Annotated in this window: 7 protein-coding genes and 1 CRISPR repeat array; all 7 genes read left to right on the forward strand. The window is 35.4% G+C overall.

The features are described from left to right. Positions 1-89: 89 nt before the first annotated feature. The 7 genes from rpsA to csn2 all read left to right on the forward strand — a co-directional run bounded on the left by rpsA (position 90) and on the right by csn2 (position 9,895). Positions 90-1,307 carry a 30S ribosomal protein S1 gene (gene rpsA / locus IGI68_RS08830; protein WP_438732292.1) on the forward strand — a complete coding sequence of 406 codons (1,218 nt, stop codon included), beginning with the start codon at positions 90-92 and terminating at the stop codon, positions 1,305-1,307. A 261-nt stretch (positions 1,308-1,568) separates the two neighbouring features. Beyond that, positions 1,569-2,879 (forward strand): ribosome biogenesis GTPase Der, encoded by a 1,311-nt coding sequence (gene der / locus IGI68_RS08835; RefSeq protein ID WP_071873595.1) that lies wholly within the window; start codon positions 1,569-1,571, stop codon positions 2,877-2,879. 216 nt (positions 2,880-3,095) lie between these two features. Next, positions 3,096-3,371: an HU family DNA-binding protein gene (locus IGI68_RS08840; protein WP_071873596.1), complete on the forward strand. Its 276-nt coding sequence runs from the start codon at positions 3,096-3,098 to the stop codon at positions 3,369-3,371. 642 nt (positions 3,372-4,013) lie between these two features. After that, entirely contained in the window at positions 4,014-8,036 is a 4,023-nt protein-coding gene (cas9, locus tag IGI68_RS08845) for a type II CRISPR RNA-guided endonuclease Cas9 (RefSeq protein ID WP_438732295.1), read from the forward strand. A 2-nt stretch (positions 8,037-8,038) separates the two neighbouring features. Further along, the gene (cas1, locus tag IGI68_RS08850) at positions 8,039-8,905 is read left to right on the forward strand and encodes a type II CRISPR-associated endonuclease Cas1 (RefSeq protein WP_438732297.1); all 867 of its coding nucleotides are present in this window, start codon (positions 8,039-8,041) and stop codon (positions 8,903-8,905) included. Continuing rightward, positions 8,902-9,246 carry a CRISPR-associated endonuclease Cas2 gene (gene cas2, locus IGI68_RS08855; RefSeq protein WP_438732299.1) on the forward strand — a complete coding sequence of 115 codons (345 nt, stop codon included), beginning with the start codon at positions 8,902-8,904 and terminating at the stop codon, positions 9,244-9,246. The genes cas1 and cas2 overlap by 4 nt, the downstream gene beginning before the upstream one ends. Continuing rightward, complete coding sequence (csn2, locus tag IGI68_RS08860; RefSeq protein ID WP_438733259.1) at positions 9,236-9,895, forward strand: type II-A CRISPR-associated protein Csn2; 660 nt, start codon at positions 9,236-9,238, stop codon at positions 9,893-9,895. The genes cas2 and csn2 overlap by 11 nt, the downstream gene beginning before the upstream one ends. A 112-nt stretch (positions 9,896-10,007) precedes the next feature. Continuing rightward, positions 10,008-12,233: direct repeats of the CRISPR family, unit length 36 nt; unit sequence GTTTTAGAGCCATGTTGTTTCGAATGCTTCCAAAAC. Positions 12,234-12,519: the final 286 nt, after the last annotated feature.

The following is a 12,519-nucleotide window of genomic DNA, read 5'->3' on the forward strand; positions in this document are numbered from 1 at the left end:
GAAATCGCTTTATTTTTATCTCAGAATAGCATACACTTAAGGTAGAACCGTTTTAAATTAGAATGAATGTTGTTAGGAGGACGCTTGTCATGACAGAATTTGAAAACAATCAGGTAGAATCTGGAAATGAATCAATGGAAGCCGCATTGGAAAGTTTCCAAGAAGTAAATGTGGGAGACGTTGTCAAAGGTGAGGTATTAGCCCTTGAAGACCGTCAAGCGATTGTAGGGATTGAAGGTGCAGGTGTTGAGGGCGTAATTCCCGCGAAGGAATTATCGACTTTACCCGTAGAGGATATCAATGAAGTTGTTAAAGTGGGAGACGTCCTAGATTTAGTCGTTATCTCTACTATTGGCAAAGATAAAGAAAATGGCAGTTATTTACTATCTAAACGTCGCTTAGACGCGAAAAAAGTTTGGGAAGAGATTGAAATAGATTTTAAAGAAGGAAAAATTATTGAAGCACCTGTTACGAACGTCGTTAAAGGCGGCTTAGTCGTTGATGTGGGTGTTCGTGGTTTCGTTCCAGCATCAATGGTTGAAGATCACTTTGTCGATGATTTCGAAAGTTATAAAGGCCAAACTATGACCTTTAAAATCATTGAAATTGAACCATCTGAAAATCGTTTAATTTTATCACACAAAGCCGTTGTCGAACTTGAAAAAGCAAGCAAACGTGAAGAATTACTTGCAACTATCAAAGAAGGCGATCAAATTGAAGGAACGGTAGCACGTTTAACAGACTTTGGCGCATTCGTTGATTTAGGTGGCGTAGACGGTCTCGTTCACGTTTCAGAAATCGCACATACACACATTGCAAAACCAAGCGATGTCTTAACTGTTGGCGACAAAGTTCAAGTCTCAGTCTTATCCGTTGATCCATTAAAAGATCGCGTATCACTTTCGATTAAAGATACGTTGCCTGGACCATGGTCTGATATCGAAAACAAAGCAAGTGTTGGCACGACCTTAGAAGGAACCGTGAAGCGTTTAACAAGCTTTGGCGCATTCGTTGAAGTCTTCCCTGGCGTTGAAGGACTTGTGCATATTTCGCAAATTTCACACAAACACATTGCAACACCGCATGAAGTGTTAACAGAAGGCGATAAAGTCCAAGTGAAAGTCTTAGAAGTGCATCCAGAAGAACATCGAATTGCGTTGAGCATTAAAGCCCTCGAAGAAAAACCGGAGAGCGAAGTTGCCAAAGAAATCGAAGAAGCCGAAGAAGCCTACGTGTTACCTGAAGAATCAACAGGTTTTACGATGGGTGATATTTTAGGCGATGCCTTAAAAGATAATAATGAATAAATGAATGAGAGTCTGTGAGAAATCGCAGACTCTTTTTGTATGCACAAATCTTATCCTTGTCAAAATAAAGTCGAGTGAGGCTCATAAAGGAAGAATAAAGCGCAATCTTGTTCTTTGTATTAAAAAAAGCGGTTTTATCACAGGGAATACTTGCAAGTTTCCTTTTCATTAGGTAAACTAGGTTAGTTGAAAGTCAAGTGAAGCTGTCTGAGTGAATCGGATAACTTTTAGTGAAAAATAAATGACTAATGGAGGAATAACATGGCAAATCCAACAATTGCAATTGTCGGCCGTCCGAATGTAGGGAAATCGACTCTGTTTAATCGTATTGCTGGGGAACGTATCTCAATCGTGGAAGATACCCCAGGCGTAACCAGAGACCGGATTTATGCAACAGGAGAGTGGTTAGGCAAAGAATTTAGTATTATTGATACCGGTGGGATTGATTTAGGCGATGAACCATTCATGGATCAAATCCGTCACCAAGCCGAAATCGCAATCGAAGAAGCAGACGTCATCATTTTTGTCGGAAGTGGACAAGAAGGCGTAACCGATGCCGATGAATTAGTGGCACGTATTTTATTTAAGAGCAACAAACCGGTGATTTTGGCGGTCAATAAAGTCGATAATCCTGAGATGCGGAATGAAATTTATGAATTTTATTCGTTAGGATTAGGCGATCCGTACCCTGTATCAGGGAGTCATGGTTTAGGACTAGGAGACGTCTTAGATGAAGCCATTAGACATTTTAGCACCGAAATCGAACCAGAAGAAGAAGGCGTGATTAAATTTAGTTTAATCGGTCGACCAAACGTTGGTAAATCTTCATTGATTAACGGAATCTTAGGCGAAGAACGCGTGATTGTTTCAGAAATCGAAGGAACGACACGTGACGCGGTTGATACCCATTTCGTTGGGGAAAACGGACAGAAATTCACCATGATTGATACTGCCGGGATGCGTAAACGAGGAAAAGTTTACGAAAGTACCGAAAAATATAGTGTCATGCGGGCGATGCGAGCGATTGAACGCTCAGACATTGTGTTATTCGTCATCAATGCCGAAGAAGGAATTCGCGAGCAAGATAAGCGAATTGCTGGTTACGCACATGAAGCAGGACGTGGCTTGATCATCGTTGTGAACAAGTGGGATTTAGTTAAAAAAGATACGAACTCCATGCGTGATTTTGAACAAGAAATTCGCGATGAATTCCAATACTTAGACTATGCTCCAATCATTTTTGTCTCAGCTGTGACGAGACAACGCTTGAATAAGCTCCCTGAATTAATTGAAAGAGTGAGTGAAAGCCAAAACTTGCGGATTCCATCATCCGTCTTAAACGATGTTATTATGGACGCCGTGGCTATTAACCCAACACCAACCGACAAAGGCCGTCGCTTGAAGATTTTCTATTCGACACAAGTTGCGGTAAAACCACCCGCATTTGTAATCTTTGTGAACGAAGAAGAACTGATGCATTTCTCTTACGCACGATTCTTGGAAAACCAAATCCGCAATGCCTTTACATTTGAAGGAACGCCGATTCGAATCATTGCGCGTCGAAGAAAATAAAGATTTTACCATAGTTGCGATAATTTGACAAAGGAATTTTTATTATCCTAAAAAAAAGCCTTTAAATTGTTAAAACCCTTGATATTATAGGGTTCTTGTGATAACGTTATAACAGAATATTGATGAGGTAAATCAATATTTATTCGCAATGATTGGACCACTCAATCTTGCGAACATGTCATTCAATAGACCAATTTTCAGGAGGTGAAACCATCCATGGCAAACAAAGCAGAATTAATCGAAAAAGTTGCATCAGCAACAAACTTAACAAAAAAAGACGCGACTGCAGCAGTTGACGCTGTATTCTCAACAATTCAAGACGCTTTAGCTAACGGCGAAAAAGTTCAATTAATCGGTTTTGGTAACTTCGAAGTACGCTCTCGTGCAGCGCGTAAAGGACGTAACCCTCAAACTGGCGAAGAGATCCAAATCCCTGAAAGCAAAGTACCTGCATTCAAACCGGGTAAAGCTCTTAAAGACGCAGTGAAATAGAACGTGTTTAAAACCGCTGATACCGTTTGGTTTCAGCGGTTTTTTTGGTTCTACAACTTTTAGCGTTGAGGAACATGTCTCTATAAGAGCAACTCTTTTGTTTTTATAAGGAATGGATGAATAATAGAGAAATAAGACTACTCCAAAAATTTCACGTTAATTTTTGGAGTAGTCTTATTTAATATAGTACGATTTAGAATTAAATGATATTAAAAGTGATAAATTTCTAAAAATGATTATTTGATGAGAAAATATGATATAATAACATTAGTTTTAGAAAACGTTTTAATAAAATTTTTAGCAAAAAAAAAAGCGCCGAGACAGCGCCACTCTAGTAGAGTTGATTACGGACTAAGCCTTATTTTAACTCGCCATGTTGATTCGAATGCTACCAACAATTTCATTATACCAAATTTAAAACAAAGTTCAAGCAATATCCTACGATAGGAGGCATCAAACTAGGAAAAAATATTCTCATCATGTACAGGTGGAGTTATTAATTTTTGATGTTTTTTTGTGTATCTATATTCTTATAAAATGTTTATTGGGTGAGGAAAATGTTTTTTCTCTAGAGTGATGAACAAATCGATTCATTTTATAAATTGAAAAAATAATTTTTGAGAAAGAAATGGAGGTAATTAAATGAGTAATGGGTATACGATAGGGTTAGACATTGGGACAAACAGTGTGGGCTACGCAGTGGTTAAAGATGATTATACGTTAGTAATGAAAAAAATGAAGGTACTAGGAAACACTGATAAAAAGGTCATAAAGAAAAACTTTTGGGGTGTCCGTCTTTTTGAAGAAGGGCTGACTGCTGAAGCAAGACGTCTCAGTCGAACCACGCGCCGACGCTACACACGTAGAAGGAAAAGGTTAGAAGAACTACAAAAAATATTCCATGGAGAAATGGAAAAAGTTGATCGCAATTTTTTTATTCGATTAGAAGATAGTTTTTTAGTGAAAGAAGAAAAAAGACGTGAACAGTACCCAGTCTTTGGAACCTTAGAAGAAGAAGAGCGATATCATAGAGAATTCCCGACAATTTATCATTTACGAAAACAACTAGCAGATTCAACTGAAAGAGCTGATATCCGTCTAGTCTATTTAGCGTGCACGCATATTTTAAAATATCGAGGTCATTTTTTGATTGAAGGTGATTTAGACCCCGCTAATTCATCGGTTAAAGAATTATTCAAAATATTTTTACAAGAGTATAACCGTGTGTTTACAGTACAAGAAGATGGGAGTTTAATTAATTATTTGGATAATTCGATTGAAATTGGTCAAATCACAAAAGAGAAAGTATCGCGGACCAAGAAAGTTGAAAATATATTAGCTTTATTTCCAAATGAAAAACGAAATGGTACACTTGCTCAATTTTTAAAACTGATTATCGGATTAAAAGGAAATTTCCAAACTGTTTTTGAATTAGACGAGAAAATTCAACTAGAAATTCCAAAAGAATCCTATGAAGAAGATCTGTCTACGTTATTAGAAACAATTGGTGATGAATATACAGAATTATTTATCGCAACTAAAAATCTTTATGATGCTATTGTGCTGTCGAATATTTTGGTAGTGGACAATACTTCGACGAGAGCAAAATTATCAGCGTCGATGATACAACGCTATGATGAACACAAAAATGATTTACAAAAATTAAAAAAATTCATTAAAATACACTTACCTGAAACGTATTCAGCCATGTTTAAAGACAATACCCAAAAAGGATATGCGGGCTATATTGATGGTGGTGTTTCACAGGGTGATTTTTATCAGTACGTCAAAAAATTGATTGAGGGTATCGATGGATCGGACTATTTTCTTAAGAAAATAGAACAAGAAAATTTTTTAAGAAAACAACGAACGTTTGATAACGGAGCGATTCCGCATCAAATTCATTTGGCAGAATTAAATGCAATACTAGAAAATCAATCTCATTTTTATCCTGCTTTGAAAGATAATTGCATGAAAATTATCGAAATGTTTAAGTTTCGTATCCCATATTTTATTGGCCCCTTAGCCAAAGGGAATAGCCAATTTTCTTGGTTAGTTCGGAAAACAGATGAAAAAATACAACCTTGGAACATCAGAGAAATTATCGACTTTGAATCATCAGCGACGAAGTTTATCGAAAGAATGACGAACCATGATACTTATTTACCGGATGAAAAAGTATTACCTAAACAGAGTTTGATGTATCAAAAATTTTTGATTTTTAATGAATTGACTAAAGTAAGTTACACCGACGATAGAGGCAAAGTATTAAATTTTTCGAGCGAAGAAAAAATTGATGTTTTCAATAAGTTATTCAAAGTAGAACGTCAAGTTACGCAAAAAAAATTAGAAAAATTTTTGCAAAATGAATATCATATTGAAACTCCAACGGTTCATGGCATTGAAAATAAATTTAATAGTAACTACGCAACATATCATGATTTCAGCAAAATTTCGGGTATAAAAGAACTACTCGATCAAGCTGAAAATGATGAGATATTTGAAGAAATTATCAAAATATTGACATTATTTGAAGATCGTAAAATGATAGAGAATCAAATTTCTGAATTTGATACAATCTTGACTAAAAAAATGATAAAAGAATTAGCACGAAAAAAATATACAGGTTGGGGACGCTTATCATATAAATTAATCAATGGAATTCGTGATCAAGAAACAAATAAAACTATTTTAGACTTTCTGATTGAAGATGATGCGCAAAATAAAAATATTAATCGTAATTTCATGCAACTAATTAATGAAGATACATTATCATTTAAAGCAATCATTAAAGAAGCTCAATTTATCGGGGATGATGATCCGATTGAGGAAATCGTATATCAGTTAACGGGTAGTCCAGCTATTAAAAAAGGGATTCTACAGAGTATCAGAATTGTCGACGAAATTGTTAGTATTATGGGGAGTGTCCCAAAAAATATTACAATCGAAATGGCACGCGAAAACCAAACAACTGCGCGAGGAAAACAGAACGCTAAACCAAGATTGAAGTCGCTGGAAGATGCTATGAAAGAATTAGGTAGTAACTTGTTGACACGTAATCCCGTTGATAACAAGAAATTGCAAATTGATCGGGTCTATTTATATTATTTGCAAAACGGGAAAGATATGTATACGGGAGAAGACTTAGATTTAGAAAACTTATCGTCCTATGATATCGATCACATTATTCCACAAAGTTTTATTAAAGATGATTCGCTAGATAATAGAGTTCTCGTTAGCGCAAGATCAAATAGAGACAAGTCAAATGACGTACCTAAAATGGCGATAGTTAACAAAATGCTTCCACTTTGGAACGAGCTAAAAAAATCTAATCTTATAAGCCAACGAAAATATGATCACCTAACGAAAGCACTTCGAGGGGGGTTAACTGATGAAGATAAGGCGATTTTTATTAAACGCCAACTAGTCGAAACAAGACAAATTACCAAACATGTTGCTCAAATTTTAGATAAAAGATATAACACCAAAATAAATCATGAAGGAAAAAAAATCAGAGAAGTGGACGTTATTACACTAAAATCTAGTTTAGTTAGTCAATTCCGAAAACAATTTGATATTTATAAAGTTAGAGAAATAAATGACTATCACCATGCTCATGATGCCTATCTTAATACGATTGTTGCGAATGTGTTGATTAAAAGATATCCTCAGCTAAAACCAGAATTTGTATATGGGGATTACCTAAAATACAATTCATTTGCAGCTAATAAAGCAACAGCTAAGAAAAATACCTATACTAATATTATGTTGTTTTTTGCTAGCGATGAACGCGTAATCAACAAAGAAAGTGGAGAAGTTATTTGGAATAAAAAAACGGATATCTCAACAATCAAAAAAGTATTACAGTCTAAACAAATGAATATTGTCAAAAAAGTGGAGAGACAAAAAGGCGGATTTTCGAAAGAAACAATTAAACCTAAAGGAGATTCTAATAAATTAATTCCACGAAAAACGGGGTGGAATCCCTCGAAATATGGTGGGTTTGATAGTCCGATTATTTCATACTCTGTGGCATTTACGTACGAAAAAGGAAAAGCTAAAAAGAGAGCGCAACAAATACTAGGGATTACAATCATGCAACGTCAAGCTTTTGAAACGAATACTACATTATTTTTAGAAAAACTTGGATATCTGAATCCTCAAATCGTATTGATATTACCAAAATATTCTTTGTATGTTCTACCGGACGGCAGAAGACGATTGATATCAGGAGGTAAAGAAGCACAAAAAGCGAATCAATTAGTCTTGCCAGATCATTTGGTAGCGTTACTCTATCATTCGTTACGTTACGATAAACTGAAGTATCCAAGAAGCTATAATTACGTTAATACACACAAAGAACAATTTTCGGAAATTGTCAATCAAGTGATTAACTTTTCTCAAAAATATATCTTAGCTGAAAAAAATCAAAAAAATATCTTAGAAATATATGAAAAAAATAAAAATCGCGATGTCAAAAAAATTGCAGAGTCATGTGTGAATTTGTTAGGATTAACGTCACAAGGCGCACCGTCAGATTTTAAATTCTTTGATCAGACAATGCCTAGATACCGTTATACAACAATCACTGAAGCTTGGAAAGGCACGGTGATTCACCAATCAATTACAGGTATGTATGAAACAAGAATAACTTTGGAGGGATAGCTATGGGATGGCGAACCATCGTTGTAAATACTCATTCGAAATTATCATATTCCAATAATCACTTGGTTTTTAAAAATACAAGAACAACAGAAAAAATTCATTTGTCTGAAATTGATATTATCTTGTTGGAAACAACAGATATTATCATCACAACAATGTTGATTAAGCGATTGATTGATGAGAATATTTTACTATTATTTTGTGATGACAAACGCTTACCAATAGGTAAACTCCTACCTTTTTACGCCCGACACGATTCAAGTTTACAGCTAAAGCGACAGCTCGAATGGACTCAACAGAAAAAAATTGAAGTATGGACAGCTATCATTTCTCAAAAGATATTAAACCAAACACAGCATTTAACGCAGCGGATTTTCGATGAAAAAGCATATGCACTAATGACATTACACGAAACATTAGAACCTTTTGATCCAACAAACAGAGAAGGGCATGCAGCAAGGATTTATTTTAATACGTTGTTTGGTAATGACTTTTCGAGGGAGCAAAATAATGATGTTAATGCTGGTTTGAACTATGGTTATACCTTGCTAATGAGTATATTTGCTAGAGAAATTGTGAAATCAGGCTGTATGACTCAATTTGGCTTGAAACATGCCAATCAATTTAATGAATTTAACTTAGCAAGTGATTTAATGGAACCATTTAGACCACTAGTCGATCAGATTATATTTGAGTCAAGAAACCAAAATTTCACCAAAATGAAACGCAACTTATTTGAATTATTTAACAGCACATACTATTACCGAAATAAAGAAATGTTTTTAACAAATATCATCAGCGATTATACGAAAAAAGTGATTAAAGTTTTGAATCATGAACAAGAAAGTATACCCATATTTAGGTTATGAGTTATCGTTTTATGAGAATGGTCCTCATGTTTGATATGCCCTCGCAAACCGCTGATGAGCGTAAGGTATATCGTCAATTCAGAAAATTTTTAATTAGTGAAGGTTTTATTATGCATCAGTTTTCGGTTTATAGTAAATTGCTGCTGAATGACAGTGCGAATAAAGCGATGATTAATCGGTTAAAAGCGAAGAATCCTAAAAAAGGGCATATTACTGTTTTGACCGTGACCGAAAAACAATTCGCTCGAATGGTCTATCTAAATGGTGAAAAGGATGATAGAGTAGCCATCTCGGATGCTCGGATTATTTATCTAGGGGAGGCGCCAGATGCTGAGTCTTAATTTTCCGTTACTAGATTCGTCTATCCAACTTAATTGTTCGACAATCCTAGTGTTAAAAAAAACTGAAATATTTAGTAACATAGTGAAATTGTTTGCTGAATATACAGAAGATAACGAACTGAAGTTGTATGATCATAAATATACTTCAATAAAAGAATCACAGCTTCTAGTAATTACAGATATATTAGGCTATTCATTCCATTCAACATCTATGGTAAAATTAATTTATACCGATTTAGAGAGTCAATTGAATGACGTTCCTGAAATTAAATCAGAACTAGAGCGCTTAACGATAGAAATTAACAATCTGATTACCACACAATTACTACAACATGAACTCAATTTGGAAAGTCAAGAACCTACTTTGACAAGTTTATTTGCAAGTTATAATGTAAAAATAGCCACTTATTATCAAAGTATTTTTGAAAAATGTTTAGAGTTGATCCATGTATTCAAGTATCTTCGGAAAAAGAAATTGCTCGTATTTATCAATATTTGTAGCTATTTAACAGAAAAAGAAATGGCTACATTGCTAGAGGAAATCTCTTTAGTGAATATTTCAGTCTTATTTATCGAACCTAACGAAGTCTATCAATTCCAACAATATGTGATGGATGAAGACTATTGTTTGTTTGAAATAAAGCCGTAGTATTGTTCTTTGAAAACAGAATAGTTGTGAATTTATCATCAGAAGTATTCGAGAACTGAAACTTTGCTATGGGTAAATGGCGCGATTACGAAACCTTTTTAAGTTCTACGAGGTTTTAGAGCCATGTTGTTTCGAATGCTTCCAAAACCATGTGTTCTAACGCCTGCTGCATTCGACCGTTTTAGAGCCATGTTGTTTCGAATGCTTCCAAAACCGATTAGCCCTTTATACTTGCTAAGGTCATGTTTTAGAGCCATGTTGTTTCGAATGCTTCCAAAACGGGGCTTCTATGTTGATGCCTAGTAGTGTTGTTTTAGAGCCATGTTGTTTCGAATGCTTCCAAAACTTATCGTGATCGCGCGTATCTACATGATATGTTTTAGAGCCATGTTGTTTCGAATGCTTCCAAAACGTGTAAGCTGACATTAATCATTTTCTTCGTGTTTTAGAGCCATGTTGTTTCGAATGCTTCCAAAACATACCCAACCAAGTCATGACTTCATTCCAAAGTTTTAGAGCCATGTTGTTTCGAATGCTTCCAAAACTTTTATTGTTTTTATCGCTCTTTTGCCAAAGTTTTAGAGCCATGTTGTTTCGAATGCTTCCAAAACATTGATCGCGCTAAAACCACCTAAAAGCCAGTTTTAGAGCCATGTTGTTTCGAATGCTTCCAAAACACAAAAAGCAATCTATTCTTCCCTGGCTCTGTTTTAGAGCCATGTTGTTTCGAATGCTTCCAAAACATTACAGTTAGGCAAGGTTTATCAGAGGTTGTTTTAGAGCCATGTTGTTTCGAATGCTTCCAAAACCAATCGGACGGACACTACTTTGATACCCGAGTTTTAGAGCCATGTTGTTTCGAATGCTTCCAAAACTCTGGTATTGTGAATGGTACTAATATAACAGTTTTAGAGCCATGTTGTTTCGAATGCTTCCAAAACCTAAAGAAAATCCTGCACGAATATTAGGCAGTTTTAGAGCCATGTTGTTTCGAATGCTTCCAAAACATAAAGTTTAAATCGTCAGCTGGATCATACGTTTTAGAGCCATGTTGTTTCGAATGCTTCCAAAACTTGGGCGTATGGAAACCTCGTGTAGTTGTTGTTTTAGAGCCATGTTGTTTCGAATGCTTCCAAAACACGAGAGCTTAAAATATCGTACTCAATGTAGTTTTAGAGCCATGTTGTTTCGAATGCTTCCAAAACTGTTGGGAAAAGTGATTATACCGTAGCTGTGTTTTAGAGCCATGTTGTTTCGAATGCTTCCAAAACTATTCAAACTTATGAAAAACAGAATTGCACGTTTTAGAGCCATGTTGTTTCGAATGCTTCCAAAACAAAACGTTTAACAGGTGAAGACCGCAAAGTTGTTTTAGAGCCATGTTGTTTCGAATGCTTCCAAAACAGTGACTTCTTCAACTACGTCTGCCACTTCGTTTTAGAGCCATGTTGTTTCGAATGCTTCCAAAACTGGCAGAATTACAAGAACGTAAACTTGACTGTTTTAGAGCCATGTTGTTTCGAATGCTTCCAAAACTAGCGGTTTTAATTCAAAAGCTTTGGTTGTGTTTTAGAGCCATGTTGTTTCGAATGCTTCCAAAACAATGTTTTCAGGTGATGTGTCAATCGGCATGTTTTAGAGCCATGTTGTTTCGAATGCTTCCAAAACTGGCATAAAACTTTGAAAGTAGAGCGGCCGTTTTAGAGCCATGTTGTTTCGAATGCTTCCAAAACCGAAGGAAAAAAAGGTAAAAGCCTTGTCGAGTTTTAGAGCCATGTTGTTTCGAATGCTTCCAAAACAGATAACTAAACCTCGATATATTTCAACCGGTTTTAGAGCCATGTTGTTTCGAATGCTTCCAAAACTCCTGTACTTCACATATGAATACTTCAGTGGTTTTAGAGCCATGTTGTTTCGAATGCTTCCAAAACTGCTTGGTGGGAAGTCTTACTGCATAATGTGTTTTAGAGCCATGTTGTTTCGAATGCTTCCAAAACGGTGTCTTTTTTTATAAAAATTGGTTCTGTGTTTTAGAGCCATGTTGTTTCGAATGCTTCCAAAACACGGCGGTGTGACGGTCAACCCTGCATAACCGTTTTAGAGCCATGTTGTTTCGAATGCTTCCAAAACTAAAATTTTCCGTCCTGCGTACATTCATAAGTTCTAGAGCCATGTTGTTTCGAATGCTTTCAAAACTACACAATCCAGAAAACGCCCACGCAATCGGTTTTAGAGCCATGTTGTTTCGAATGCTTCCAAAACTTCCAAAACGAAGAGCGCAGTATCGAAGATTTTGAGGACTGTTTTAGAGCCATGCTGTTTCGAATGCTTCCAAACGCGTCTATAAAATTTCAATCCATGCACCCTGTAAGTTTTAGAGCCATGTTTTTTTTGAATGCGATCAATAAATTGTTAAAAAATAAATCGATGTTAATTCACAATTATTTCTGTGATCATAATTCTGTTTTCACATAATATTTTATATGCTGTTTAGATTTTTAATATTATATTATTGTTTTTAGCTATCTATGGGATAAATCCTATAGAATGATTATTGCGATTTCGACTGTCTAACAGTATTTGTTAGACAGTTTTTCCATTTCTCCATTAAATTTTAAATATTC

Source organism: Enterococcus sp. DIV1314a (assembly GCF_051713805.1).
Taxonomy (GTDB): Bacteria; Bacillota; Bacilli; order Lactobacillales; family Enterococcaceae; genus Enterococcus_I; species Enterococcus_I aquimarinus.

Bases quoted from the DNA above. Each gene is read 5' to 3' on its own strand.
- rpsA (WP_438732292.1), top strand. From the start codon at position 90: ATGACAGAATTTGAAAACAATCAGGTAGAATCTGGAAATGAATCAATG.
- der (WP_071873595.1), top strand. From the start codon at position 1,569: ATGGCAAATCCAACAATTGCAATTGTCGGCCGTCCGAATGTAGGGAAA.
- IGI68_RS08840 (WP_071873596.1), top strand. From the start codon at position 3,096: ATGGCAAACAAAGCAGAATTAATCGAAAAAGTTGCATCAGCAACAAAC.
- cas9 (WP_438732295.1), top strand. From the start codon at position 4,014: ATGAGTAATGGGTATACGATAGGGTTAGACATTGGGACAAACAGTGTG.
- cas1 (WP_438732297.1), top strand. From the start codon at position 8,039: ATGGGATGGCGAACCATCGTTGTAAATACTCATTCGAAATTATCATAT.
- cas2 (WP_438732299.1), top strand. From the start codon at position 8,902: ATGAGTTATCGTTTTATGAGAATGGTCCTCATGTTTGATATGCCCTCG.